The 24,897-nt window shown below is 66.2% G+C and carries 23 protein-coding genes and 1 riboswitch; of the genes, 10 read left to right on the top strand and 13 right to left on the bottom strand.

Features of this window, described 5'->3' with window-relative positions:
* Positions 1-148: 148 nt before the first annotated feature.
* The 5 genes from PJ259_RS12185 to pstS form a co-directional block, all read right to left on the bottom strand.
* Positions 149-1,435: a putative porin gene (locus PJ259_RS12185; RefSeq protein ID WP_271652989.1), complete on the bottom strand. Its 1,287-nt coding sequence runs from the start codon at positions 1,433-1,435 to the stop codon at positions 149-151.
* A 287-nt stretch (positions 1,436-1,722) separates the two neighbouring features.
* A complete protein-coding gene (gene pstB, locus PJ259_RS12190) occupies positions 1,723-2,487 on the bottom strand; it encodes a phosphate ABC transporter ATP-binding protein PstB (RefSeq protein WP_059316941.1) in 765 nt (254 codons plus the stop codon).
* A 5-nt stretch (positions 2,488-2,492) separates the two neighbouring features.
* Positions 2,493-3,368, bottom strand: a complete 876-nt coding sequence (gene pstA / locus PJ259_RS12195) for a phosphate ABC transporter permease PstA (protein WP_059316152.1) — start codon at positions 3,366-3,368, stop codon at positions 2,493-2,495.
* Positions 3,368-4,342, bottom strand: coding sequence for a phosphate ABC transporter permease subunit PstC (pstC, locus tag PJ259_RS12200; RefSeq protein ID WP_059316153.1), 975 nt, complete (start codon positions 4,340-4,342; stop codon positions 3,368-3,370). Before pstC ends, pstA begins: the two co-directional genes overlap by 1 nt.
* A gap of 79 nt (positions 4,343-4,421) precedes the next feature.
* Positions 4,422-5,435: a phosphate ABC transporter substrate-binding protein PstS gene (gene pstS / locus PJ259_RS12205; protein ID WP_271652990.1), complete on the bottom strand. Its 1,014-nt coding sequence runs from the start codon at positions 5,433-5,435 to the stop codon at positions 4,422-4,424.
* A 405-nt stretch (positions 5,436-5,840) separates the two neighbouring features.
* Positions 5,841-6,009: riboswitch (yybP-ykoY riboswitch) on the top strand.
* 4 nt (positions 6,010-6,013) lie between these two features.
* Here pstS and mntP point away from each other — a divergent pair.
* Both mntP and PJ259_RS12215 read left to right on the top strand, forming a co-directional pair.
* Positions 6,014-6,586: a manganese efflux pump MntP gene (gene mntP / locus PJ259_RS12210; RefSeq protein WP_271652991.1), complete on the top strand. Its 573-nt coding sequence runs from the start codon at positions 6,014-6,016 to the stop codon at positions 6,584-6,586.
* Positions 6,586-7,434, top strand: a complete 849-nt coding sequence (locus tag PJ259_RS12215) for a hypothetical protein (RefSeq protein WP_271652992.1) — start codon at positions 6,586-6,588, stop codon at positions 7,432-7,434. The genes mntP and PJ259_RS12215 overlap by 1 nt, the downstream gene beginning before the upstream one ends.
* 34 nt (positions 7,435-7,468) lie before the next feature.
* Here the strand turns inward: PJ259_RS12215 and PJ259_RS12220 are convergent, their stop codons facing one another.
* Entirely contained in the window at positions 7,469-8,011 is a 543-nt protein-coding gene (locus tag PJ259_RS12220; protein ID WP_271652993.1) for a cytochrome b, read from the bottom strand.
* A 79-nt stretch (positions 8,012-8,090) separates the two neighbouring features.
* A complete protein-coding gene (locus PJ259_RS12225; protein ID WP_271652994.1) occupies positions 8,091-9,764 on the bottom strand; it encodes a phosphoethanolamine transferase in 1,674 nt (557 codons plus the stop codon).
* 247 nt (positions 9,765-10,011) lie between these two features.
* Here PJ259_RS12225 and PJ259_RS12230 point away from each other — a divergent pair, with 247 nt between their 5' ends.
* Positions 10,012-10,962, top strand: coding sequence for a cation diffusion facilitator family transporter (locus tag PJ259_RS12230; RefSeq protein ID WP_271652995.1), 951 nt, complete (start codon positions 10,012-10,014; stop codon positions 10,960-10,962).
* Here PJ259_RS12230 and PJ259_RS12235 read toward each other — a convergent pair.
* Both PJ259_RS12235 and PJ259_RS12240 read right to left on the bottom strand, forming a co-directional pair.
* Positions 10,959-11,507: a cytochrome b/b6 domain-containing protein gene (locus PJ259_RS12235; protein ID WP_271652996.1), complete on the bottom strand. Its 549-nt coding sequence runs from the start codon at positions 11,505-11,507 to the stop codon at positions 10,959-10,961. The two genes, PJ259_RS12230 and PJ259_RS12235, sit on opposite strands and share 4 nt — an antisense overlap.
* Positions 11,507-11,773 (bottom strand): PepSY domain-containing protein, encoded by a 267-nt coding sequence (locus PJ259_RS12240; RefSeq protein WP_271652997.1) that lies wholly within the window; start codon positions 11,771-11,773, stop codon positions 11,507-11,509. Before PJ259_RS12240 ends, PJ259_RS12235 begins: the two co-directional genes overlap by 1 nt.
* A 151-nt stretch (positions 11,774-11,924) precedes the next feature.
* On the opposite strand from PJ259_RS12240, the gene PJ259_RS12245 reads away from it, so the two are divergent.
* Both PJ259_RS12245 and PJ259_RS12250 read left to right on the top strand, forming a co-directional pair.
* On the top strand, positions 11,925-12,590 hold the full coding sequence (locus PJ259_RS12245) for a response regulator (RefSeq protein WP_271652998.1): 666 nt from the start codon (positions 11,925-11,927) through the stop codon (positions 12,588-12,590).
* Complete coding sequence (locus PJ259_RS12250) at positions 12,587-13,948, top strand: ATP-binding protein (RefSeq protein WP_271652999.1); 1,362 nt, start codon at positions 12,587-12,589, stop codon at positions 13,946-13,948. Before PJ259_RS12245 ends, PJ259_RS12250 begins: the two co-directional genes overlap by 4 nt.
* Here PJ259_RS12250 and PJ259_RS12255 read toward each other — a convergent pair.
* Positions 13,945-15,159: an MFS transporter gene (locus PJ259_RS12255; RefSeq protein WP_271653000.1), complete on the bottom strand. Its 1,215-nt coding sequence runs from the start codon at positions 15,157-15,159 to the stop codon at positions 13,945-13,947. The genes PJ259_RS12250 and PJ259_RS12255 overlap by 4 nt on opposite strands.
* A 78-nt stretch (positions 15,160-15,237) precedes the next feature.
* Between PJ259_RS12255 and PJ259_RS12260 the strand changes: the two genes are divergently transcribed.
* Together PJ259_RS12260 and PJ259_RS12265 are read left to right on the top strand one after the other, a co-directional pair.
* Positions 15,238-15,732 carry a MarR family winged helix-turn-helix transcriptional regulator gene (locus PJ259_RS12260; protein WP_271653001.1) on the top strand — a complete coding sequence of 165 codons (495 nt, stop codon included), beginning with the start codon at positions 15,238-15,240 and terminating at the stop codon, positions 15,730-15,732.
* Between the two features lie 5 nt (positions 15,733-15,737).
* Positions 15,738-16,550 (top strand): AraC family transcriptional regulator, encoded by an 813-nt coding sequence (locus tag PJ259_RS12265; RefSeq protein ID WP_442964898.1) that lies wholly within the window; start codon positions 15,738-15,740, stop codon positions 16,548-16,550.
* Here PJ259_RS12265 and PJ259_RS12270 read toward each other — a convergent pair.
* The gene (locus PJ259_RS12270; protein ID WP_271653003.1) at positions 16,507-17,577 is read right to left on the bottom strand and encodes a 2-isopropylmalate synthase; all 1,071 of its coding nucleotides are present in this window, start codon (positions 17,575-17,577) and stop codon (positions 16,507-16,509) included. The two genes, PJ259_RS12265 and PJ259_RS12270, sit on opposite strands and share 44 nt — an antisense overlap.
* Positions 17,578-17,731: 154 nt before the next feature.
* Positions 17,732-19,093: an MFS transporter gene (locus PJ259_RS12275; protein ID WP_059316166.1), complete on the bottom strand. Its 1,362-nt coding sequence runs from the start codon at positions 19,091-19,093 to the stop codon at positions 17,732-17,734.
* Between the two features lie 304 nt (positions 19,094-19,397).
* On the opposite strand from PJ259_RS12275, the gene PJ259_RS12280 reads away from it, so the two are divergent.
* Both PJ259_RS12280 and PJ259_RS12285 read left to right on the top strand, forming a co-directional pair.
* Complete coding sequence (locus PJ259_RS12280; RefSeq protein WP_271653004.1) at positions 19,398-21,485, top strand: PAS domain-containing protein; 2,088 nt, start codon at positions 19,398-19,400, stop codon at positions 21,483-21,485.
* Positions 21,486-21,867: 382 nt separating this feature from the next.
* On the top strand, positions 21,868-22,149 hold the full coding sequence (locus PJ259_RS12285; protein WP_271653005.1) for a hypothetical protein: 282 nt from the start codon (positions 21,868-21,870) through the stop codon (positions 22,147-22,149).
* Between the two features lie 9 nt (positions 22,150-22,158).
* Here the strand turns inward: PJ259_RS12285 and PJ259_RS12290 are convergent, their stop codons facing one another.
* Positions 22,159-22,944, bottom strand: coding sequence for an aldolase (locus PJ259_RS12290; RefSeq protein WP_271653006.1), 786 nt, complete (start codon positions 22,942-22,944; stop codon positions 22,159-22,161).
* Positions 22,945-23,074: 130 nt separating this feature from the next.
* Between PJ259_RS12290 and PJ259_RS12295 the strand changes: the two genes are divergently transcribed.
* The gene (locus PJ259_RS12295) at positions 23,075-24,892 is read left to right on the top strand and encodes an alkaline phosphatase family protein (protein ID WP_271653007.1); all 1,818 of its coding nucleotides are present in this window, start codon (positions 23,075-23,077) and stop codon (positions 24,890-24,892) included.
* The last annotated feature ends 5 nt before the right edge of the window (positions 24,893-24,897 follow it).

Genomic DNA, 24,897 nt, shown 5'->3' on the forward strand with positions numbered 1-24,897 from the left:
CCAACCCTCTCCCAGAGGGAGAGGGGCAGATTGGCTCCGGCGTAGGTTGGGTTGAGCGCAGCGAAGCCCAACAGCCTTTTCCTTTCACGGCTGGCAAAAAAAGAACCGCCCGAGGGCGGTTCAAGCGGAGCACGACCTAGGGCCGTGGTTAGAACTTGGCTTCCAGGTCCAGCTGCAGGGTCTTCACGTCCGCATCGTTGCGGAAGCGGCTGGCGGTGTCGGACTCGGCGAGGAAGTAGGTCAGGCCAACGCCGAAATTCTTGTCAATCTCGTAGCCGAGCTTGAGCTTGTGCCCACGCGCACCGGTCGAGCCATTGCCGAAGTCGGAGTCGGTGAAGGCGCCCACCACGGCGTTGCGCTGGACATCGCGGTAGTTGTATTCCAGCCCGACCCGCTGCATCAGCTTGGTTTTGGCGCCCACCAGCCAGGCAGTGTCCTCGCCGTCGTCGGCCTTGTCGTTGACCACGTACTGGCCATAGAAGGACAGCGGCACCCACAGCTTGGTCAGGTCCAGCTGGGCGAAGCCCTCGTAGAGCTGGAAGCGGTCGGTGGTGTTGCCATTGACCGCCAGGGCGCAGGGCGCGGTGACCGAACCGGTGGTCGGGCAGGCGCTGTCCTGTTCCTTGTCGTAAGCATAGACACTGCCGCCCACCATCAGCTTGGCGGCATCGCCCAGGTTGAAGCGGCTGCCCAGCTGGCCGGCGTAGAGGCGCAGGTCATGCTTGAATTCATAGCCTTCGCCGTCGACGTTATCCTTGAGCACGTAATAGCCGGTGCTGCCGAACAGTTCGGCGCCACCGCCTAGGTCGTACTTGTAGGTGCCGGCCAGGCCTTCGGGGTTGATGTCGGCGTCCCAGATGACGTCGCCGGTGCTGACCCACTGCTGGCCCATCTTGCCGCCCACCAGATGCAGATTCGGCACTGCCGTGGGGTGGTAGTCGATATAGGCCTGATCCAGCCAGAGCTGCTTCTTGTTGAAGTAGTTGTTCAGGTCCTGGTTGGTGGAGCGGGCGTCGTCGCCACCGCCGGTGGCGATGCGGATGCCAGTGTTCACCTGCGGATTGATCTCGCTGTAGGCACCCAGCCGCGCGCGGATACGCTGGCGGTCACGGTCGCGGCCGTTGTCCGGCTCGCCGCTGATGTCGATGCTCTCGTGGCGCACCCGCACGTCGCCCTTGATCTGGGTCTTGGTGGCCCAGGCCAGCTTCTTCTCGAAGTCGGAGGTCTTCTGCTGCTGGGCGACCTGGGCGGCACGCGCCTGCTGCTCCTGCTGCAGGTCGCCGCGCAATTCGCTGTATTGGGCCGGGGTGATGGAGCCATTGGCCCTGAGCATGTCGAGCAGCTTCTCATCGACAGCGGCACTCGCGGCGGCCGAGCAGGTAGCCAGGAGCACGCCCGAGAACAGCGCCGTGAATCGATAAGGGTTAACAGACATCGGCAGATCTCCTTTCAAGACAATCCAGGCGGTAGTGGCTGGCGGTGCAGCCCGTCACAAAGCTGGGTCAGTCTCGGCAGAAGAGATGTCGTTTTGCTTGCAGGAACATAAAGGTTTTAATTCAAGTCACTGAATTTAAAGCAAAATTTAACCAAAGATTCATCCGTTCGGACGGCTCCGCTGCGGACCGGGAAGGATGAGGACGACCAGAAGCCCTGGCTCGCCGCTTTTCAGCCGCCATGAAAAAGGCCACTCCAGGGAGTGGCCTTTTTCGAAACGACGCCGTATCAGCCGAAGCGACCGGTGATGTAGTCCTCGGTCTGCTTCTTGTCCGGCTTGGTGAAGATCTTGTCGGTCTTGTCCACCTCGATCAGCTCGCCCAGGTACATGAAGGCAGTGACGTCGGAGCAGCGCGCCGCCTGCTGCATGTTGTGGGTGACGATGACCACGGTGAAGTCCTGCTTGAGCTCGGCCAGCAGCTGCTCGATACGCGCGGTGGAGATGGGATCCAGCGCCGAAGTGGGTTCGTCCAGCAGCAACACCCGCGGACGCAGGGCGATGGTACGAGCGATGCACAGGCGTTGCTGTTGACCACCGGAGAGCCCCAGGGCGCTCTGATTCAGCTTGTCCTTGACCTCATCCCACAGCGCAGCACCGCGCAGGGCCTGCTCGACGCGATCCTGCAACTCGACGCGGGAGAGCCGCTCGTGGTGGCGGATACCGTAGGCGACGTTGTCGGCGATGGACATGGGAAAAGGCACCGGCTTCTGGAACACCATGCCGATGGTGCTGCGCAGGCGGCTCAGCGAGTACTTGGGATCGAGGATGTTCTCCCCGTCCATGAGGATCTCGCCGGTCGCTTCCAGCCCCGGGTACTCCGAGTAGATGCGGTTGAAGATGCGCAGCAGCGTGGACTTGCCGCATCCGGAGGGGCCGATGATGGCGGTGATCTGCTTGGCCGCGATGTCCAGGTTGATCGACTTGAGCGCCTGATGGCCCTTGTAACGGAAGCCGACGTCGCGCGCCTGCAGTTCCGGTATCTGCGTCTGCATGGTGGTCACTTGGAATCCCGGTTGCGAAAGAAGAAGCGAGAGGAAAGGTTCAGGAACAGCACGAACAGGGTCAGCAGCAAGGCGCCGGCCCAGGCCAGTTGCTGCCAGTTCTCGAACGGACTCATGGCGAACTGGAAGATGGTCACGGGCACGCTGGCCATCGGCTTGAGCAGGTCGGCGCTCCAGTACTGGTTGCCAAAGGCGGTGAACAGCAGCGGCGCGGTCTCGCCGGTGATGCGGGCGATGGACAGCAGCACCCCGGTCACCACGCCGGCGCGAGAGGCGCGCAACAGGACCTGCAGGGTGACCTTCCACTGGGGAATGCCCAGCGCCAAAGCCGCTTCACGCATGGCCGCGGGCTGCAGCTGCATCATCTCGTCGGTGGTACGGGTCACCACCGGCACCACCAGCATGGCCAGTGCCAGGGCCCCGGCGAAGCCGGAGAAGCCCACGCTGCCGCCAGTGGCCTGATTGAGCGGCACCACCACGGCGGTGTAGATGAACAGACCGATGACGATGGACGGTGCCGACAGCAGGATGTCGTTGACGAAGCGTACCACCAGGCCGAGCTTGGAATGGCGGGCGTACTCGGCCAGCCAGAGTCCGGCCAGGATGCCGATGGGGGCGCCGATGGCGGTGGCCAGCAGGGTGATCAGCACGCTGCCGAACAGGGCGTTGGCCAGACCACCGTCGGTGGCGCCGGGTGGCGGCGTCATCTCGATAAAGATGGTCGGGCTGAGGGCGGAGAGTCCCTTGAGCAGGGTGGTGCCGAGGATCCAGGTGAGGAAACCCAGGCCGACCACGGCAGCGGCGCTGCCGAAGATCAGCGCGATACCGTTCTTGATCCGGCGCTTGCGATAGAGATAGGCGTCGATATGCATCAGTTACCTGCCTTGCGCGACAGCTGCGCCAACATCAGACGCGCCGCCAGCAGCACGAAGAAGGTCACCACGAACAACAGGAAGCCCAGGGCGATCAGCGAGGAGCGGTGCAGATCGGTGTAGGCCTCGTTGAATTCGTTGGCGATCACCGAGGCGATGGAGCTGCTCGGCATCATCAGCGACGCGGAGAATTGGTGGGCGTTGCCCAGCACGAAGGTCACCGCCATGGTTTCGCCCAGGGCTCGCCCCAGACCGAGGAAGGCGCCACCAACCACCGCCGAGCGGGTATAGGGCAGCACGATGTCCCAGCAGACCTCCCAGGTCGTTGAACCCAGGGCATAGGCCGACTCCTTGAGCTGGGGCGGCACGCTGCGGAACACCTCGTACATCACCGAGGTGATGAAGGGCAGGATCATGATCGCCAGGATGATGCCGGCGGTGAGCATGCCGATGCCCAGCGGCGGACCCTGGAACAGGATGCCGATGATCGGGATGGCGCCCAGGTAGTCGTTGATGAAGGGCGAGATGTACGCGGCCATGAAGGGGCCGAAGACGAACAGGCCCCACATGCCGTAGATGATCGAGGGGATACCTGCCAGCAGCTCCACCGCCGTGGCCACCGGACCGCGCAGCCAGGTGGGGGCGATTTCCGACAGGAACAGGGCGATGCCGAAGGCGGTGGGCACGGCCAGCAGCAGGGCGATCAGCGACGTCATCAGGGTGCCGTAGATGGGCACCAGGGCGCCGAATTTCTCGGCACCGACGTCCCATTCGGCGGACGTCAGGAAATCCAGGCCAAAGGTCATGAAGGCCAGGCGGCCACCCCAGAGGGTGGACAGGGCTGCCCCGACCAGCACCGCGAGTACCAGCAGGGCCGCAGAGAACAGCAGGCGCCGGAACCAGGTGTCCGCGCGGGTATCCCGGCGGATGCGCTCTTCCTGAGCGGCCGAAAGGGGAAGGGTTTGATCGGTCATGGCGATTTCCGGTCAGCAGATCGGGATGCGCGAAGCCGCCCGGACCCCTCGCGGGATCCCGGACGGCAGGCGGTCTTGCTTACTTCTTGAAGTCGGAAGCCCAGTAGCCTTCGATCTGCTTGACCAGCGCGTCGGGAACCGGGACGTAGTCCAGTGCCGCGGCGTCCTTCTGGCCGTTTTCCAGGGACCACTTGAAGAAGTCGAAGGCGACCTTGCTGCGCTCTTCGTTCTTCGGCTCCTTGTACATCACGATCCAGGTGGTGGCGGTGATCGGCCAGGCATCGGCGCCCGGGGCGTTGGTCATCAACAGGTTGAAGTCCTTGGCGCTCTTCCAATCGGCGGTAGCGGCAGCGGCCTGGAAGCTCTTGGCGTCAGGCTGCACGAAGTTGCCGGCGGCGTTCTTCAGCTGCACATGGGACATCTTGTTGGTCAGCGCATAGGCGTACTCGACGTAGCCGATGGAGCCCTTGATCTGCTTGACGTAGGCAGCGATACCCTCGTTACCCTTGCCACCCACACCGACCGGCCAGTTGACGGTGGTGCCGAAGTTGAACTTCTCCTTCCACTCCGGGCTGACCTTGGCCAGGTAGTTGGTGAAGTTGTAGGAGGTACCCGAACCGTCCGAACGGCGCACTACGGTGATGGCGCTGGCGGGCAGCTTCATGCCGGGGTTCAGGGCAGCGATGGCCGGATCGTTCCAGGTCTTGACCTCACCCATGAAGATCTTGGCCAGCAGCGGGCCGTCGAGCTTCAGCTTGCCGGGCTCGATGCCTTCCACGTTCACCACCGGCACGATGCCACCGATGATGGTCGGGAACTGGCCCAGGCCGCCTTTCTGCAGATCCTCGGTGCTCATCGGGGCGTCGGTGGCACCGAAGTCCACGGTGGCCGCCTTGATCTGGGCGATACCGCCGCCAGAACCGATGGATTGGTAGTTGACGCGGTTACCGGTCTTCTCGCTGAAGGTCTGCGACCACTTCGACAGAACGGGATACACGAAGCTCGAACCTGCGCCCGTGACATCCACGGCATGAGCGGCAGTGCTCAGGCAAAAGGCCGACAACAACAGGGAGAGGCTGAACGTGCGTTTCATGGTTGCTCCATTACCTAGTGAGGGCTGGCGCTAGGCTATTGCCGAAATGTGACAATTAAGTGTCAGCGCCATGACGAAACGAGGAAGGCAGAGCGCCAGTATCAGCCCGCTCTGACCGGCTCATGGCTGCTGCCAGGGACACCTCAGGTCGTGTGCTCCTATGCTCATTCGGCTGCTCGCAGGCGACCTTCAGCGATCCTCTGGCGACGCCCTGCCCACGCGTAGAAGGCCGCCGTCGGCTATCGCCGGCATCCTGTGCTGCGGCTAAAGCCCTGTCGCCAAGCGCTATCCAGCTGCCTCGGCCGATTTCAAGCTATCCAGGACGGCAGAAGATTTAGCCAAGGCTATATATATTAGAACTATCTACAAGATAGACTTTCTCTATTCGGCTAGGTAAGGTGGCGGCCTCTTTGGGGAGTAGCCTGCTTCCACCACGGTGGAAAGCGTCCTGATCAACATACTCGGCAACCGCCGTGGTCAGGACAGCCAGTCAGGGTTGGCGAGACCAGGGGCATCACCGCGCCGTGCCGGGCGTGCGGGGATGTCTTGTGGATCCGAGCCCGGCCGGCGCTGTCACGATGAACCCCGCTTCCCTGATGTTCCTGGCGTTTGCCATGTCCACCGATGCCTTTGCCGCCGCCGTCGGCAAGGGTGCCAGCCTGCACAAGCCCTGCCTGCGCGAAGCCCTGCGCACCGGTGCCATCTTTGGCGTCATCGAAGCCATCACCCCGGTGATCGGCTGGGCCGTCGGCCTGACCGCCGCCCAGTACGTCCAGCCCTGGGATCACTGGATCGCCTTTACCCTGCTCACCGTGCTGGGCCTGCGCATGATCTGGGCCGGCTTCGGCGCGCCCGACGCGGAAGAAGAAAAACCCCGCCAGCATTCCTTCATGCTGCTCGCGCTCACGGCCGTGGCCACCAGCATCGACGCCCTCGCCGTAGGCGTCGGCCTTGCCTTCATCGACGTCAACATCATCACTGCCGCCCTGGCCATCGGCCTCGCCACCATGGTCATGGTGACCACCGGGGTAATGCTGGGGCGGGTGATGGGCAACCTGGTCGGCAAGCGAGCGGAAATGCTCGGTGGCGTGGTGCTGATCGTGATCGGCGCCGTCATCCTCCACGAGCACCTGACCTCCGTCGCCACCTGATGGCCCGGCTCTGGCGCGGCGCCCTCATCACCCTGGCCGCGAGCCTGCTGGCCGCAGTCGGCTTTCTCGCCTGGCAACGCTTCTGGCCAGCCCAGGCCGCCACGGGCTGGCACTACGAAGTGGCCTATCCTGACATCGCCAAGGCCAGCGCCCTGGCCTGGCAGGGCGACGCCCTGCTCGCCGCGGAAGAACTCAAGGATGGCAAGGGCCGCCTGCTGCGCATCGATGCCCAGGGCCGACGCAGCGTGCTTAGCGCGGGCCTGTACAAGCCCGATGGCCTGACGCCCTATCGCAACGGTTTCGCCTATAGCCAGGAAGGCGGCACTCATCCGATCCGCTGGTTCGATGCCGCGGGCAGTCGCGATCTCTTCATGGGTATCAACGCCCAGGGCCTCTGGGTCGAAGGCGAGCACCTCTATGCCGTGGAAGACCGCAAGGGTGAGGGACGCCTGCTGCGCTACGACGCCGCCGACGGCAGCCTGACGGTGCTGCGCGACCACCTGGACGAGGCGGAGTCCTTTACCCGCTGCCCGGACGGCACGGCCTTCTATACCGAGAAATCCCGTGGCCTGGTGCGTCAGCTCAGCGACGATGGCCGCGATCCACCGGCGCTGAGCGAGCTGCGCGAACCGAGCTTTCTGCTCTGCGACCACCGCGGCCTGTGGATCAGCGAAGACTCCACCCACCGCGCCCGGCTGCTGCTCTGGGATCGCCAGTCAGCGCCACGCGCCATCCTGACCTTTCTACGTGCCCCCCAGGCCCTGCTGCCCAAGGGCGACGGCTATCTGCTGGCCGAGGGTGGGCGCGACCGAATCATCGCGCTCTATCCACGCCAGGTTCCGTACTAAAGCCACCTGCGCGCGGTGCCACTTCGTCCTGCTCCTAGAGCATGCGCCTGAGGGTATCGTCCCGGCGTACCAGGTGATGCCAGAGCGCGGCCAGCACATGCAGCCCGATCACCCAATAGAAGGCCTTGCCCAGCCAGAGGTGCACGCCCTTGAGCGACTGCGCCAGCTCGCGATCCACGGCGAAGGGCGACGGTAGCGCCAGGGTGCTGGAGGGGATTTTCACCTCGCCGATGGTCAGCCAGACGGTGAAGAGGCCCAGTAGCGGCTGGGCCAGCAGGAAGGCATAGAGGGCGTAGTGGGTGAGCCGGCTGATCCGCTGCAGGCCTGTGGCCAGCGGCGGCGTGATGGGTGGCGCCGGATGGCGCTGGCGTACCCAGAGGCGCGGCACCACCAGGAGCAACACCAGCAATCCCACCCAGAAGTGGCCGAGGGTCACCCACTGGCGCTCCAGGGAGCCACGTTCGAACTGACCGCGGTTGGTGATCAGCACATAGGCCAGCAGCACCAGCAGGGCCATGAGCCAGTGCAGCAGGCGTGCGCTGTGGGCATAGCGAGAAAGGGATGAAGCCGAAGGCATGACGAGGTCCTGATGACGAGATGAAAAAGCGCCGGCAGTGTAGCGGCGCCCCGGAGCCAAGGGTAAGACGGCTGCAGCCTCAACCGCAGGGTGCTGCCGAGCTGTCCAGCAGTAGCTTGCTCAGTTGCTGCGGCGGCTGGTGCACCAGCCCGGTGGGCGATTCGCAGACGCGCTGCACGAAATTATCGCTGAACAGCAGCTTGCCATGGACGAAGTGTTCCTCCGGGCGGCGATTGGGATTGTCGATGCGGGTACCCAGGCGCTCCGCCAGCCAGCTGCCAGCTTCGTAATGGCTGATCCAGCGCTCGCCCTGCAGACCGGCCAGGGCATTGGCCGGTGCGTCCCGCGCCACCACGATCACTGGCACATCGCTGACCTCGGGGACCAGGTCGTTGTGCCCCCAGTGACCGCCCTCCCCCAGCCGCTGGCCGTGATCGCCCGTGATGATCAGGTAGCGCTCACCCTGCAGGCGATCGAAGTCGGCGAGTATCTCGGCGAGCAGGCCATCCAGGTAATGCAGCGAATTGTCGTAGGCATTGGCCTGGCCCTCGATACCGGTGTCCGGCCAGGGGGCTGGCGTAGCCTCGTGCCGGTAGTTCTGCGCATAGGGCAGGTGCGCGGTACGCAGATTGAGTACCACGAAGTTGCGCGGCGCCCAGCGCTGTTCGTCGAGGATAGCCAGCAGGGCACGATCCTGGCGTTGCAGGAAACGCAGCGGATGGTCCTCTCGGGTGATGGACACGTCCAGATAGCGACTGCCCAGGTGCGCCAGCAACTTGGATTCCTGGGACGACAGCCAGTGGGTGCGAAAGCCGGCGGCCTGGGCGAAGCGGAACAGGTTGATCTCGCCGGTGCGCAATCGCTGGTCCTGGCCCGGCTCGCGGATGGGATTCAATAGATAGGGCAGGCTGACGTCGGTGGCCACCCCTGCCGCTACCCCGGGCCGGATCAGGGCCTGGGGATTGCCCGCCAGATAGGCCGATAGCTTCGGGGTGGTATTGCGATGGTAGCCGAAGGCGCCCAGGCGATCGCTGCGCAGGGAATCGGCCACCACCAGCCAGACATGTCGCGCGGTGCTGGGCACCTGGACGAGGTCATAGGGCGCATAGGCCGTGGGCGGCAGGGTCACCTCGCTACGCCCGGCCAGACGCACCGCCCAGGCGGAAAAGGCATTGAGGCTGTTGTGCAGGCCGCTGCGACTGGGGCTGGGCACGAAGGCGTCGAGATTGCGGTAGGTGGCGCGATAGGGCTTGGACAGCAGCACCGCGGCGATCAGGACCAGCGCCCAGCGACTGGCGGGCAGCGGCACCTGGCTCGGCAGGTACAGATGCAGGGCGATCAGCAGGCCATAGGGCAGCCCCACGCACAGCAGCACCGGCCAGTGCTCGGGCAGGCTGACCCAGAGTGTCTGCGGGACCTCGGCGGTATCGCCCAGCAGCGCCTGGATATCGATGGCACTGAGTGGCTCGCCGAAAAAGCTCAGGTTGCCCAGCTGCAGCAGCTGCATCAGGGCGAACAGCAGCAGGAGGGCAGCCGCCAGGCGCGGCAGGTTGCACAGCCACAGCGCCAGGCTGAACACCCAGAGCGCCGCGACATAGCCCGCTTCCAGTTCGGCGCGGTTGTTCGGAGTGAAGAGCTGCTGGAGGTAGTCGTCGGCCAGCAACAGCAGGCCACTCAGGCTGCTCAAGGCCAACAGGTTGCACCAGGGTCGCCAACCTCGGGCCTGGGGACGAGTGCGCACAGCGAGCAGCATCAGGGCACCCTGCGCGAGGGCATGGAGAGGCAGCGGTGAACGAACATGGTGGGCTCCGGCGACAGGAAGCTGCCACCCTGGAGGGCGAACCTTAATGGAGTCTTAGTGGCTCATCCGCGGTTACAGATGACCGCTCGGTCATCCGGCAGGTGAGGCTGGCTTGACCCTGAAGTCACTTCAGGCTTCAGGATGGTCAGATAGAGAGGCGCTTGCACGCCTTGCCTTCTTTTCAGCCGGAGACCTAGAGATGAGTGGCTCCATCCGTCACCACGATCACGATCACGATCATCAGCATGGCCACGAGCACGGCCATGGTCACTCCCATGCCCCGCGAGTGACCGCCGACAACGAGCGCAAGCTCAAGCTGGTCTTCTGTCTGACCTTCGGCTACGCCATCGTCCAGGCCGTGGGTGGCTGGTGGTCCGGCTCCCTGGCGCTGATCGCCGACTCGGGGCACATGGTCTCGGATGCCGCCGCCCTGCTGCTGGCGCTGGTGGCCTACCGGGTGGCGGCCAAGGCCGCCAATGCCCGCTTCACCTATGGCTTCCACCGGGTGCGCATCCTCGCGGCCCTGACCAATGGCGTTGCCCTGCTGCTGCTGGTCCTGTGGATCGGCTGGGAAGCGGTCATGCGATTGCGCGAGCCCACCGAGGTCTTGTCCGGCCCCATGCTGGTGGTGGCGGTGATCGGCCTGGTGGTCAACATTGTCGGCTTCCTGGTGCTGAACGGCGGGCACAAGGACGACAGCAATCTACGTGGTGCCCTGCTGCACGTGGCCGGCGACCTGCTGGGGTCGGTAGGCGCCATCGTCGCCGCCCTGGGCATCCTCTGGACTGGCTGGACCTGGCTGGATCCGGCGCTGTCGATCCTGGTTGCCCTGCTCATCGTCAAATCGGCCTGGACCCTGGTGCGTGACGCTGGTGCCGTCCTGCTGCAGGCAGCGCCACGGGAATTCGACACCGCTGGCGCCACGGCAGAGGTACGTGCCCTGCCGGAGGTGGCCGAGGTGGGCCACCTGCACGTCTGGACCCTGACCGACGAAACCCGCATCGCCACCCTGCACATCACCCCGGCACCGGGCAGCGATCCGCTGCGGTTGCCGACCCTGGTGGGTGAGCTGCTGCGCAGTCGTCATGGCCTGCAGCACGTGACGGTGCAGGTGGATCCGCCGGGTACCCTCGACGGGCACTGCGCCTAGTCGCGTGGGGAGGCCTCATCCAGCGGGCGGCGGCGACCGGTCAGCATCGACAGCGGCAGGTTGTCGCGAATCCTCAGGCTTTCCACCACCGCCGCCAGGGCGTGCAGGCAGACCAGGGCCAGCAGGCCATTGGCAAAGAGCGCGTGCAGGTCTTCGGGCCAGTCGGCGCCCCAGAGCGCATCGACCTCGTGCATGAGGAAACCGGTCACGCCGAGCGTGCCAATGGCGACCATCATCAGCAGCATCACCAGGGCGCCCAGGGGGGAATGGCCGAGGCGATGATGGGGCCGCCCCTGCCAGAGATCACGCAGATGGGCGCTCAGCCGCGCACGGGTCGGCCAGCAGTCGCTCCAGCGCGCGCTGCGCGGGCCGACGAAGCCCCAGACCAGCCGCACCAGCAGCCAGGCACTGGCGTAGTAGCCGATCCAGCGATGCCAGAAGGCGCCCTTCTCGTTGAAAAAATAGTTGGCGAAAAAGGCCGCGGCGACCGACAGGTGGAACAGCCGTACCAGGGGATCCCAGAGCCGCACGGTCGCCGTTTTCATCAGCCGCCTACCTCGCTCTTGACCGCCTTGCCGCTCACCGGGTCGTGATAGATCTCGACCTTGCGCCGGTCCTTGTCGAAGCCGTAGATCTCGTAGCAGTTGCCCTTGGTGATCTTGAATTTCTTGATCTCGTAGCCCTGGTTTCGCAGCTGCGCCTGAAACTTCGTGGCGTCTTGCCAGGTGGACTTGTCCGCCTGGGTGCACTGGGGTTCGGCGGCAAGGGCCAGGGGACTTGCGAACAGCAACGGCAGCAACAGGCGGCGCATGGCGACACTCCTCGTGGTTGGAGTGGCCAGACTCGACGCCGAAGCTTAATGCAATCTTAGGATGCAACGCCCGGTAACAGATGCGCCTGCCGCTTCGCCAGGACGCCGGCGATGATGGCGGGCTAGAGGCATAGCGGAGAGGAACGCGGCCGTGCGAGTACTGCTGGTGGAAGACGATGCGGCCCTGGCCCAAGGCATCCGCATGGCCCTGCGCGGCGAGGGCTATACCCTGGACTGGGTGGCCGACGGCCTGGCCGCCGAGCACGCCCTGGCGCTCGAGCGTTTCGATCTGGTGCTATTGGACCTGGGCCTGCCGCGCCTGGACGGCCTCGACCTGCTGCGCCGTCTGCGCAGCCAGCCTGACAGTCAGGTCCCGGTACTGGTGCTCACCTCCCGCGACGCCAAGGCCGATCGCATCCAGGGCCTGGATGCCGGCGCCGACGACTACCTGGTCAAGCCGTGCGACCTGGACGAACTCAAGGCGCGTATCCGCGCCCTGATCCGTCGCAGCTGCGGCCGGGCGCACCCCTTGCTGGAGCACGCCGGCATCAGCCTCGACCCGGCCAGCCAGACGGTGCACTATCGCGGCGCCGAGGTGGTGATGACGCCCATGGAGTATCGACTGCTGCATCTGCTGCTGTTGCGGCCGGGCGCCGTCATCACCCGCGAGCGGCTGAGCAACGCCCTCTATGGCTGGCAGGAAGCGGCCTCGGGCAATACTCTTGAAGTGCTCATCCACAACCTGCGCAAGAAGCTCGACAGCGGGTTGATCCGCACCGTACGCGGTGTGGGCTATCTGCTGGAGCGCCAGCCGTGATCGCCATCCGCACCCGCATCCTCGCCCCTACCCTGGCCCTGGTGCTGGCCGGCAGTCTGGTCCTCGCCCTCTTGGCCCTGCGCGACAGTCACCGCGAGATCGAGGGCATCTACGACGCCCAGCTGGTACAGGGCGCGCGGCTATTGGAAGGGTTACTGCAGGCCGGCCTTCCAGCGGCGGATACCGGGCCCGAACTGGTCAGGGTGTTCGACCGGGCCATGCAACCCCGTCCCGGCAACGTGCCGGCGCACCCCTACGAGAACCAGCTGACCTTTCAGGTCTGGACCGCCGACGGCCAGTTGCTGGTTCGTTCCGGCAACGCGCCGCGGCTGGCCGAGGTGCCGCCCGAGGGGCTGCACGAGGTGTTCGAGAACGGTCGCGAGTGGTGCGGGATGCTGGTGCGGACCGCCGACAACGGCCTGCGCATCTGGGTCGGTGAGCGCGAGGATCTGCGGCAGGACCTGATCCAGCGCATCGTCAGCCATACCCTCTGGCCGACCCTGGTGGGCCTGCCGCTGCTGGTCGGGGTGCTCTGGCTGCTGCTGGGTTGGGGCCTGCGACCGCTGCAGGATTTCGCCCGCGGCCTGCGCGAACGCGATCCGCACAGCCTGGCGCCACTGCCCGAGGCGACGCTACCCCCGGAACTGCAGCCCATGCGAGGCGCCCTGGATCATCTGCTCGCCCAGCTGCGCACCCTGCTCGATCGCGAGCGCCGCTTCATCGCCGATGCCGCTCACGAATTGCGCACGCCGCTGGCGATCCTCGATTTGCACGCGCAGAACGCCCAACGCGCCGAGACGCCCGAGGAGCGCGAGGAAGCCCTGGGCTATCTGCGCCAGGGCGTCAGCCGGGCCACCCGCCTGGCCAGCCAGCTGCTGACCCTGGCGCGGCTGGAGCCGGGCGCCGCCCAGGTCCAGCCGCTGGCCCTGGAACCCCTGGTGCGCGAAGAACTGGCGGAATTGACGCCGCTGGCGCTGGAGCGGCAGGTGGAGCTGGTGCTGGCGGCCCAGGCCGGGCCAGCGGTGCTCGGTGATCCGGACGCCATCGCCATCGCCCTGCAGAACCTGGTGACCAACGCCCTGGCCTTCGCACCAGCCGGCAGCACGGTGGAGGTGGGCATCGAAGCCAGCCAGGACGACGGGGTCCTGCTGCGGGTGGAGGATCGCGGCCCCGGGGTGGACGAGTCCGACCTGGCGCGGCTGTGCGATCGCTTCTACAGCGCCGGCAATCCCCAGGGCGCCGGGCTGGGGCTGGCCATCGTCGAGACCATCACCCGCCGCCTGGGCGGCATCCTGAGGTTCAGCAACCGAGCACGGGGCGGCTTCTGCGTGGAGCTGCACCTGCCATGCGCGGTCTAGGCCTGTTGGTAGCCAGCCACCTTGGCCGGCTGCGCGGGCCGGGTCAGGCGCAGGCCAAGACCCATCAGCAGCACCACACCCGCCGCCATCAGCAGCCAGGCGTTGGCCAGGCTGTCCAGGTAGTCGCGCAGGATGCCGGCGGCCAGGGGCGCCAGGCTGGCGATGAGATAGCCGCCGCCCTGGACGAAACCGAGCAGTGCACCGGCCTCGGCCGGGTCGCGGACCTTGTCCATCGCCAGGATCAGCGACAGCGGAAACAGCGCGCCGATGCCCAGGCCGAGCAGGATGGCGGTGGGCACCGCCAGTTGCAGCGGCGCCAGGGCCAGGCACAGCAAGCCGATCAGCACCACGCCGAGTACGCCCAGCACCAGCGGACGGCGATTGCGCAGCCGGGCGATGGTGGCCGACAGCAGGAGACCGGCGCTGACCTCGGCCAGACTCACGCCGCCCAGCAGCAGACCGCTGTCGGCCGGTTGCCAGCCGAGACCGGTGTAGTACGGCGGCAGCCAGGCCAGCACCAGGGTGTAGGCCGCAGTGCCGATGCCAAAGAAGGCCAGTAGCAGCCAACCCTGGCGCTGACGCCAGGGTTGGGCGCGGGGGGTGATGGTCTGCGCCGGCGCATCGGGGCGCGCCAGGGCCAGCCAGGTGCCGAGGGCGAGCAGCACCGGCAGGGTCCAGAGCGCCAGGCCCTGGGCCCAGCCCCAGTGCTCGGCCAGGGGCGCCGCACTGGCCGCCGCCACCGCGGCACCGCCCATGATGCCGGTGGTGTAGAGGCCCATCAGGGTGCTGGTACGTTGCGGATAGCAGCGGCGGATATAGGCCGGGATCAGCGCCTGTACCAGGGCGATGCCAACGCCACCCAGGCCGGCGGTGAGGATCAGCCCCAGGCCGCTCGGCTCCTCCCAGCGCAAGGCATTGGCCAGGGCCAGCAGCAACAGGCCCAGGGCGATGCCACGGCGCTCACCGAGCCAGGCCTGCAAGCGGGCACCGCCCAGGGCGCAGAGCCCCATGGCGGCGATGGGCAGCGTGGTGAGGGCCCCAGCGCCGCTGCCTTCCAGACCGGTCGCGGCCTGGATGCCATCCAGCAGCGGACCGATGGCGGCCAGGATCGGCCGCAGGTTGAGGCCGACCAGCAGCACGAGCAGTACGGCGAGGAAGGCATCCTGGCGCGGCGCGGGCGTAGTCGGGGATGATGATGACGCGGAAAGCATGGACAATCTCCAGAGTGACGCGATATTTCTCTTGATGAGAAGTATCTTAACATCAAGATATATTCGCGAGGTAATCCGATGGCCGATCGCGCCGAATTCGCCGTGGACCAGTGGCACCGGGAACGCCCCGACCTGGACGCCCTGCCCATGCGCCTGGTCGGTCGTCTCGGCGAAGTCGCCCAGGTGCTCAATCGCGATGTCCTGCAGCCCTTCTTCGACGAGCATCGGCTGCACTACGGCGAGTTCGATGTGCTGGCCACCCTGAGGCGCGCTGGCGAGCCCTATGCCCTGAGCCCGACGGTGCTCTATGAGTCGGCCATGATCTCCTCGGGCGGCATGACCAATCGCCTCGACCGCCTGGAGCGCGCAGGCCTGATCGAGCGCCGCAAGAATCCCGAGGACCGCCGCAGCACCCTGGTGGCGCTCACCGCCGCGGGCTTCGCCCTGATCGACGGCCTGATGGCCGCCCATGTCGACAACGAACGCCGCGCCCTGGCTACCCTCAGCGAGGCCGAGCAGCAGCAGCTGGATGCCTTGCTGGGCAAATGGCTGGCCGGCCGCGCGCCGTCCTGACGGCCATGTTCATCGACTTCAGCTCATGCAACGGGTTGCATGCCGTGGCCCAGGACTACGCCCATGGCGACCGGGTGCCGCCCCACCGCCATCGCCAGGCGCAGCTGATCCATGCGCTGTGCGGCGTGGTGATCGTCAACACCGCCCAGGGGCGCTGGGTGGTGCCGCCGGAGCGTGGCGTCTGGGTACCCGCTGGCGAAGAGCACGACCTGCACCTGCTGGGGCGCGTCGAGGTACGCACCCTGTTCGTCGACCCCCAGGTGCGCGCCGATCTGCCGACGCGCTGCCAGCTGATCGCCGTCTCACCGCTCTTGCGGGAACTCATCCTGGCCGCCCTGCCCCTGCCGGTCGACCGACCGGCCGAGGGCCGCGCCCGGTACATCCTGCAGCTGATGCTCGACGAACTGCAGGGTTCGCCCACCGCCGGGCTGCACCTGCCCTGGCCGAACGATGCTCTGCTCGCCGAGCTCTGCCGCCACCTGCGCCAGCATCCCGGCGAGCGCTGGACCCTGACCCGGGCTGCCGCCCGGCTGGCGGTCAGCGAACGCACCCTGAGCCGGCTGTTTCTCCGCGAGACCGGCCTGAGTTTCGGCCAGTGGCTGCAGCGGGCGCGACTGGATTCGAGCCTGACCTCGCTGGCCGCCGGCCACACCATCGTCGACGTGGCCCTGGATCACGGCTACGCCAGCCCGAGCGCCTTCGCCACTCGCTTCCGCCAGGTGCTGGGCGTGTCGCCTTCGGCCTATCGCGGCCAGGCGGGACTGCCCGACGCCCCTAGCCCAGACGCGCTTCCAGGCCCACGTCCGCCGGATCGATGAGGCCCAGGGCCGCGCCCCGCTCCGGGTGAGCGGCCAGCGCCAGGCGACCGCCATAGGGATGACGCGGATGGATCGCCAGCTGATTGCAGGCCTCCACCACGCTGGCCACCTCCTCCAGCCGGGAAAAGTCGATGCCCGGCGCTATGCCCTGGCTGTAGAGATTCAGCGCCAGGGTCACCAGATCCACGTTGCCGGTACGTTCGCCGTTGCCGAACAGGCAGCCTTCCACCCGCGTCGCGCCGGCCAGCTGGGCCAGCTCGGCACAGGCGACACCGGTGCCGCGATCATTGTGCGGATGGACGCTGATGGTCACATGGGGAGCCGGGCCCAGGCCGCGGATGAAGCCTTCGATCTGATCGGCATAGACGTTGGGTGTCGCCACCTCCACCGTCGCCGGCAGATTGAGGATCAGCGGTCGCTCGGCCGAGGGCTGCCAGGCCTCGAGCACTGCCTGGCAGATCTCCAGGGCGAAGTCCGCTTCGGTAAAGCAGAAGGTCTCGGGCGAATACTGATAGGTCCAGGCCGTATCTGGCTGGGCATCGCACCGGGCGCGTACCCGCTGGGTACCGGCCACCGCCATGGCCTGGGTCGCGGCGCGATCCTGATCGAACACCACCCGGCGAAACAGCGGCGCGGTGGCGTTGTAGAGGTGCACGATGGCGCGCGGCGCGCCGACCAGAGACTCGAAGGTACGGTCGATCAGTTCGACGCGGGCTGGCGTCATCACCTGCAGCCAGAGATCCTGGGGCAGCCCGTCCGCCGTGACCAGCTCGCGCACGAAGGCGAAATCGGTCTGCGAGGCCGCCGGAAAGGCCACCTCGATTTCCCGGTAGCCCACCGCCACCAGCAGGGCGAAGAAGCGCCGCTTGCGCTCCAACCCCATGGGTTCAATGAGGGCCTGGTTGCCATCGCGCAGGTCGGTGGAGCACCAGCGCGGCGCCTGGGTCAGCTGGCGACCCGGCCATTGGCGATCGGGCAGGTGAGGCGCGGCGAAGGCTTGGTACTTGGTCTGAGGTTGCTTGAGCATGGGGGACTCCAGGGCTGGGCCCTTGAGTCTGACCGGCGCCGCCCCCCGCTGCGCTTGCGAGCAGGACAGCCCCCTGCGCGATCCGGACAGCCACCGGATGAAAAAAGCCGCCGGGGAGCACCCGGCGGCTTTCTTGACCTCAACAGCAGGGCGATCAGTCTACCGAGATGCGCTCCAGCGGTACCGGCTTGAGCCGCGGCGTGAGCACATGGATGACCACGATGGCCACCAGGTAGGCGCTGCCGGCCACGATGAAGATCGGCTGGTAGGACTTGAAGATCTGCAGGATGTAACCGTTGTAGGTGGTCATCAGCATGCCGCCGATGGCACCCGCGGTACCGCCGATGCCGATCACCGAGGCCACGGCTTCCTTGGGGAAGAGGTCCGACGGCAGGGTCATCAGGTTGGCCGACCAGGCCTGGTGCGCCGCGGCGGCGAGACCGATGATGCCCACCACCAGCCACAGGCTGGAGACGAACTGGGCGGTGACGATCGGGACGACCGCCAGGGCGCAGAGCAGCATGGTGGTCTTGCGTGCCAGGTTGGCGCTACGGCCGAGCTTCATCTGCTTGGAAGAACCCCAGCCGCCCATCACCGAACCGATGTCGGCCAGGATATAGATGGCGATCAGCGGCGGACCGAAGGATTTCAGATTCAGGCCATAGGTCTTGCCCAGGAAGTCCGGCAGCCAGAACAGGTAGAGCCACCAGATCGGATCGGTAAGGAACTTGCCCGCGGCGTAGGCCCAGGTCTCGCGGAAGGTCAGCAGCTTGAACCAGGAGATCTTGGTCTGGGTGGCCGGCGTCGCCGCCACCGGGGAGCCATCGTCTGCCTGGATGTAGGCCAGCTCTTCACGACTCACCTTGGGGTGTTCGTGAGGGCGACGATAGATCAGCAACCAGGCGATCAGCCACAGCGCGGTGACGAGGCCGATGGAGATGAAGGCCGCACGCCAGCCCCAGGCCAAAGTGATGGCCGGCACTAGCAAAGGTGTGATGATTGGCCCCATGGCGGTGCCGGCGTTGAACAGCCCGGTAGCCTGGGCGCGTTCCTTTTGCGGAAACCATTCCGACACCGCCTTGAGGCTGGCCGGAAAGCTGCCGGACTCGCCGAAGCCGAGGGTGAAGCGCACTAGCACGAAGTGCGTGACGGTATGGGCGATGCCATGGCCGATGCTGGCGATGGTCCAGATAGTGAAGGCAAGGGCGTAGCCGATGCGTACCCCGACCTTGTCGATGATGCGGCCAAAGGTCAGGAAGCCGATGGCATAGGCGCACTGGAACCAGAACACGATCGTGGCGTAGTCGGTCTCCGTCCAGCCCAGGTCCGCCTGCAGCGTGGGCTTGAGGATGCCGATCATCTGGCGGTCGATGTAGTTGATACCGATGGCGACGAACAGCAGGGCGCAGATCAGCCAGCGATAGCGCGTGAAGCGGGAGGTTTGCTGGGTAGCGGCGACGGGCGGGACCTGCGGCCGCGAGACGGACTCCGTCTCGGGAGTGACCTGGATAGTCATCGAATAGGCTTCCTGACTTGTTGTTATTGACCGGGGTGAACCGGGGTCGTTGGAAAGCTGTTACTAGATATTCATATGACATCGTATGAGTGACTTCCCTAGGTGTCAATGCGCCCAAAGCAGAGTGGTCAGACATCTTTGTTAGGGCTAGGAGATCCGTAACGGCGAGCCCCAGGCAGCCAGCGCCGGGCGCGATATCAGCAGGGCGGCAATCCGTGACGTAGGTGACACTTTTCCGCCTAAAGACATCTAATACGGACTTTGAAGCGAAGCCGTCGCCTCATCCTGGCCTGACGAGTCCACTGTGCCCCTCGCCGATATCCCTTCCCTGCTGGCGCGCATCGCCGAGCTGGAGCAGCACAATCAACAGCTGCGCCATCAGCTCGACGACCAGGCCATGCCGTCGGAGGGCGCCGCCACCCTGGCCAGCGAGCGTTATCAGTTCCTCTTCAACGCCATGGACGAAGGCTTCTGCATCATCGAGTTCCTCGATGGTCCCCATGGCCCCCTGAGCGATTACCTTCATGTCGAGGCCAATCCGGCCTATGCCGCCCATGCCGGCATTCCCAACGTGGTGGGCCAGAAGTTGCGCGACATGGTCGGCGACGAGGCCCAGGCCTGGCTCGACCGCTACGGCCATGTACTGCGGACGGGCGAATCCATCCGCTTCGAACAGGAGCTGGTGGCCACCGGGCGCTACCTGGACGTCACCGCCTTTCGCGTGGAGCCGGCCAGCCGCCGTCAGGTCGCGGTGCTGTTCCAGGACATCACCCCACGCAAGCGCGCCGAAGCCGCCCTGCGCCAACTCAACGAGACCCTCGAAGAACGGGTGCAGGCCGCCCTGGCCGCCAACCGTATCCTGGCCAACGTGGTGGACGGCGCCGCCGCCCTGATTCAGGTACTGGATTTCAATTTCCGCTGGCTGGCGATCAACGGCTCCGGCGCCGATGTCTTCGAACAGGTGATCGGAGTCCGCCCCCGTATCGGCGCCTCCTTCAGTGAAAGCCTCAGGCACCGTCCCGAACTGCGCGACGGCATCCTCGCCCACTGGCGCCGCGCCTTCGCCGGCGAGACCTTCAGCGAGATCATCTCGGTGCGCGAGGAGCCAGGCCTGCGCCATTACGAGCTGCAGTTCAGCCCCTTGCACGATGCCGAAGGCCGCACCATCGGCGCCTACCAGTTCGCCTATGATGTGACCGAGCGGCTCAACGAGCAAGAGCGCATCCGCCTCATGGAAGAAGCCCTGCGCCAGTCGCAGAAGATGGAGGCGGTCGGCCAGCTCACCGGCGGCATCGCCCATGACTTCAACAACCTGCTGACCGGCATCCTGGGTTCGCTGGAGATGCTCGACGTGCGCCTGCGGCAAGGCCGCCTGCAGAATCTGGATCGCTACACCGGCACCGCCCGCAGCGCCGCCCAGCGCGCCGCCGCCCTGACCCATCGCCTGCTGGCCTTTTCTCGTCGCCAGACCCTGGACCCCCAGCCGGTACCCCTGGACCAGTTGGTGATCGGCCTCGAAGACCTCATCCAGCGCAGCATAGGTCCGCAGATCGCCCTGGAGCGCGAGGCCGATCCAGGCCTCTGGCTGACCCATATCGACGGCTTGCAACTGGAAAACGCCCTGCTCAATCTCTGCCTCAATGCCCGCGACGCCATGCCCGAGGGCGGTCGCATCCGCATCGTCCTGAGCAACGAGCGTCTCGACGAGGCGCGTGCCCAGCGTTGCGCCCTGCCCCAGGGCGACTACGTGCGCCTGAGCGTGGGCGATACCGGCAGCGGCATGAGCGACGAGGTGCGCGCCCGGGTCTTCGATCCCTTCTTCACCACCAAGCCGCTGGGCCAGGGCACCGGCCTGGGCCTGTCCATGGTGCATGGCTTCGTGCTGCAGTCGGGTGGCGAGATCCAGATCGAATCCGCGCCCGCGGCGGGTACCTGGGTCCACCTCTATCTGCCGCGCCATCATCGGATGCCGATCGCTGACACCACAGCCCATGTCGAACCCGAGCCCAACCTTCCCGGCCAGGGCGAGACCATCCTGGTGGTCGACGACGAACCCACCATCCGCGCCCTGCTGGTCGACGTCATGACGGCCCAGGACTACCAGGTACTGGAAGCGGCCGATGCCGCCACGGCACTGGCACTGCTGCTGCCCGACACCCCTTTGGACCTGCTGGTCACCGATGTCGGCCTACCCGGGACATTCAATGGTCGCCAGCTGGCCGACGCCCTGCGCGGCCTGCGTCCGGGCCTGCCGGTGCTGTTCATCACCGGCTACGCTGAAAGCCACATCATCGGGGACGGCGATCTCGAAGCCGGCATGCGGGTGCTGACCAAGCCCTTCACCTTGGATGCCCTGGAACGGCGCATCCAGTTGATGCTAACCCCACCCTGATCCAGGTCCGGCAGCGAAATAGATAGCCTTTTGCTATCATCGGCGAATCGAATCCCTCCCCGCGCCCTTTCCGCCGAGACGCCCATGGACAAGCGATCCTTGGTCCACCTGCTGCTGATCTTCGCCATGATCGCCTTCATGGCCCTGCTGGCGTCGCTCATCCGCTAGCGACGTTAAGCCAGCCATAAGCCTGGTGGTGGCACGCTCTATCCCGTGCCGAAGAGGCATCGTAGAAGCTGACATCTGCGCTTTTGAGCCCGGGAGGATCCGGGCTCTTTTTTGTGCGGAGAAAATGCGCAGCAGTCCACGAGTCGAGGTGTTGCCCCTGCGGTGGGCCACGAGGGCCCGGCATGATGGGGTTCTTGTCCAGGAGGGACACGCCATGGTCACCAGGATGCCGTCCGTTATCGCTCCGTCGCTCGCCTTCGATGTCTGCCCCCTGGGTGCGGAAGCCTCTTCGCTGTCCCTCGATATCCTCCGCCAAGGGTTCCTGGCCCTGGATCATCACGGCCAGCTCGACACGAGTCGCGCCATCAAGCGCCAGCTGCGGGCGCGCCTGGTCGACGCCGTCGATGCCCAACTGCCCAGGGTGGTGGCCGACACCCTGGAACGCGCCCTTCCTCAGCAGTTGCCCAGACAGCAGCGCCGCACGCACGGCGGCTGAGCGCCTGCTTCAGTCCTGATAGTCCGGCTCCAGCCGCAGCAACTGACGCTTCACGCTCTCCAGATGCAGCCGCGCGCTGTCGGCATTGCCCTGCAGCATCTGCTGGCAGGCGGCGTGGGCGATCACCGGGTCTACCGGTTTGAGCGGCCGGCCGCTGGCCATGGCCTTGAGCTGCACCTCGGCGGCGCGCTCCAGGTAGTAGAGATCGTCCCAGGCTTCGGCGATGCTCGGCCCCAGCACCAGCGGCCCATGATTCTTCAGCATCACCACCGCTGCCTCGCCGGCCGCCCGGGCAATGCGCTCGCCTTCGGCAGCGTCCAGCGCCAGGCCGTTGTAGTCCTCGTCCACGCTCAGGCGATCATAGAATTTCAGCGCGGTCTGGCCGGCCCAGACGAAGGGCTCGCCTTCCAGCAGGCAGAGCGCCGTGGCATGGGGCATATGGGTATGGAAGGCCGCCCGCGCCTGGGGATTGAGCCGGTGCAGCTGAGCGTGGATGTGGAAGGCGGTGGCCTCGGGTGCGCCTTCGCCCATGACCACGCCACCGTCGAAGTCGCAGATCAGCAGGGAAGAGGCCGTCACCTCGGCAAAGGCCAGGCCATAGGGATTGACCAGAAAGAGATCGTCGTGACCCGGCACCACGAAGGAGAAGTGGTTGCAGATCCCCTCGCCCAGCCCGAGGCGCGCGGCCATGCGGAAGCAGGCGGCCAGATCGAGGCGGGCCTGGCGGATGGCCGGGGTATCGAGGGTGCAAGGGCTGGTCGCGATGGAGGCGGCAGGTTCGAAGGCGTGGGCCATGAGCGGCTCCTTGGACGGGAAGCCTAGTCGCTGCACAAAGGATGCCGAGGGTTGTCACCCCGCTGTCATCATCAAATTGCAGCAATACCTTGTTACATCTAGTGGCCTCCTCCCCTGCTGAGATCCTTTCATGGCGTTCATCCCCACCCTTCTCGCCCGTGCCTGCAGCCTCGCCCTCCTTGCCAGCTCGGCGGTCATGGCCGCCGAACCGGCGCGCAACGTCATCCTCTTCATCCCCGATGGCCTGCGGGCGGGCATCGTCGATGCGCAGACCGCGCCGAACCTGGCGCAACTGCGGCGCGAAGGGGTGAACTTCCAGAACAGCCATTCGCTCTTTCCCACTTTCACCACCCCCAACGCCTCGGCCATGGCCACCGGGCACTACCTGGGCGACACCGGGGATTTCGGTAACACGATCTACACCGGCTTTCCGGTTCCGGGTGCCAGCAACAGCGTCACGCCCTTCCTGGAAAACGACGAGGTGCTGGGCGACGTCGACGAGCACTTCGCTGGCAACTACCTGGATGAAGAAACCCTGCTGGCCGCTGCACGCCATGCCGGGCTGTCCACCGCCGCCGTCGGCAAGCTCGGCCCCGTCGCCATCCAGGACGTGACCGCCCGCGATGGGGAAAAGACAGTGATCGTCGACGACTCTACCGGCCACCCCACCGGCATCCCCCTGAGCGCGGCCATGCAGGACGCCCTGAAACAGGCCGGCCTGCCGCTGGAAGCCCCGAGCCGGGGCGCCAATGGCAAGGCCGGCAACGCCACCACGCCGGGCACCCTGAGCGCCAACATCGAGCAGCAGCGCTACTTCCTCGATGTCACCAACCAGGTGCTGCTGCCGCGCTTCAAGGAGAACGGCAAGCCCTTCGTACTGGTGTTCTGGTCGCGCGATCCCGACGGCACCCAGCACAACCAGGGCGACAGCCTGGGCAAGGTCACTCCGGGCATCAACGGCCCCACCAGCCTGGCCGCCATCCGCAACGTCGACACCAACCTCGGCGCCCTGCGCGCCCGACTGAAAGAGCTGGGCCTGGATGGCAATACCGACATCTTCGTCAGCGCCGACCACGGCTTCTCCACCATCTCCAAGGAGAGCAAGACCAGTCCGGCGGCCAAGGCCAGCTACCCCGACGTGCCCAAGGGGCTGTTGCCGCCCGGCTTCCTCGCGCTGGATCTCGCCACCGCGCTGGAATTGCCGCTGCTCGACCCGGACGCCAAGGGCGCCGCGGTGGAGATGGACAAGGGCCAGCACCCGAGCAAGGCCAACGGCCTGATCGGTCCCGATCCGGCCAAGCCGGAGGTGGTGGTGGCGGCCAACGGCGGCTCGGACCTGGTCTATCTGCCCCAAGGCGATGCCAAGGCCCTGGCGCCCAAGGTGGTCGCGGCACTGCTCAAGCAGGACTATGTCAGCGGCCTGTTCGTCGACGACGACCTGGGCAAGATCCCCGGCACCCTGCCCCTGTCGGCGATCAATCTCAAGGGTTCGGCGCTCACCCCCTACCCGGCCATCGTGGTCAACTTCCGCTCCTATGACAGCGGTTGCGGTAAACCCGACATCTGCGCCGTGGAAGTGGCCGATACCGGCCTGCAGCAGGGCCAGGGCATGCACGGCAGCTTCAGCCGGGGCGATACCCACAACTTCATGGCGGCTATCGGCCCGGACTTCCGCAAGGGCTTCGTCGACCTGAGCCCGGTCAGCAACGCCGACGTCGGCCAGACCCTGGCCCACCTGCTGCACCTGGAGATCCCGGCCAAGGGGCAACTGGTCGGCCGAGTGATCGGCGAGAGCCTGGAAGGCGGCAAGCCGGTCAAGGACAGCCACCAGGTGCAGCGTTCCGCACCGGCGGCGGGCGGCCTGGTCACCGAACTCAAGACCCAGAATGTCGGCAGCACCCGCTACTTCGATGCCGCCGGCTTCAAGGGACGCTCGGTCGGGCTTTGATCCGC

This window comes from Pseudomonas sp. JBR1, from assembly GCF_028198185.1.
In the GTDB taxonomy this organism is placed as follows: domain Bacteria; phylum Pseudomonadota; class Gammaproteobacteria; order Pseudomonadales; family Pseudomonadaceae; genus Chryseomonas; species Chryseomonas oryzihabitans_E.

Coding starts and splice junctions, on each gene's coding strand:
- pstS (WP_271652990.1), bottom strand. CDS start 5,435: ATGAAACGCACGTTCAGCCTCTCCCTGTTGTTGTCGGCCTTTTGCCTG.
- PJ259_RS12235 (WP_271652996.1), bottom strand. CDS start 11,507: ATGAAAACGGCGACCGTGCGGCTCTGGGATCCCCTGGTACGGCTGTTC.
- pstB (WP_059316941.1), bottom strand. CDS start 2,487: ATGCAGACGCAGATACCGGAACTGCAGGCGCGCGACGTCGGCTTCCGT.
- PJ259_RS12295 (WP_271653007.1), top strand. CDS start 23,075: ATGGCGTTCATCCCCACCCTTCTCGCCCGTGCCTGCAGCCTCGCCCTC.
- PJ259_RS12230 (WP_271652995.1), top strand. CDS start 10,012: ATGAGTGGCTCCATCCGTCACCACGATCACGATCACGATCATCAGCAT.
- PJ259_RS12285 (WP_271653005.1), top strand. CDS start 21,868: ATGGTCACCAGGATGCCGTCCGTTATCGCTCCGTCGCTCGCCTTCGAT.
- PJ259_RS12275 (WP_059316166.1), bottom strand. CDS start 19,093: ATGACTATCCAGGTCACTCCCGAGACGGAGTCCGTCTCGCGGCCGCAG.
- PJ259_RS12215 (WP_271652992.1), top strand. CDS start 6,586: ATGGCCCGGCTCTGGCGCGGCGCCCTCATCACCCTGGCCGCGAGCCTG.
- mntP (WP_271652991.1), top strand. CDS start 6,014: ATGAACCCCGCTTCCCTGATGTTCCTGGCGTTTGCCATGTCCACCGAT.
- PJ259_RS12265 (WP_442964898.1), top strand. CDS start 15,738: ATGTTCATCGACTTCAGCTCATGCAACGGGTTGCATGCCGTGGCCCAG.
- PJ259_RS12260 (WP_271653001.1), top strand. CDS start 15,238: ATGGCCGATCGCGCCGAATTCGCCGTGGACCAGTGGCACCGGGAACGC.
- PJ259_RS12225 (WP_271652994.1), bottom strand. CDS start 9,764: ATGCTGCTCGCTGTGCGCACTCGTCCCCAGGCCCGAGGTTGGCGACCC.
- pstC (WP_059316153.1), bottom strand. CDS start 4,342: ATGACCGATCAAACCCTTCCCCTTTCGGCCGCTCAGGAAGAGCGCATC.
- PJ259_RS12290 (WP_271653006.1), bottom strand. CDS start 22,944: ATGGCCCACGCCTTCGAACCTGCCGCCTCCATCGCGACCAGCCCTTGC.
- PJ259_RS12220 (WP_271652993.1), bottom strand. CDS start 8,011: ATGCCTTCGGCTTCATCCCTTTCTCGCTATGCCCACAGCGCACGCCTG.
- PJ259_RS12240 (WP_271652997.1), bottom strand. CDS start 11,773: ATGCGCCGCCTGTTGCTGCCGTTGCTGTTCGCAAGTCCCCTGGCCCTT.
- PJ259_RS12255 (WP_271653000.1), bottom strand. CDS start 15,159: ATGCTTTCCGCGTCATCATCATCCCCGACTACGCCCGCGCCGCGCCAG.
- PJ259_RS12185 (WP_271652989.1), bottom strand. CDS start 1,435: ATGTCTGTTAACCCTTATCGATTCACGGCGCTGTTCTCGGGCGTGCTC.
- pstA (WP_059316152.1), bottom strand. CDS start 3,368: ATGCATATCGACGCCTATCTCTATCGCAAGCGCCGGATCAAGAACGGT.
- PJ259_RS12270 (WP_271653003.1), bottom strand. CDS start 17,577: ATGCTCAAGCAACCTCAGACCAAGTACCAAGCCTTCGCCGCGCCTCAC.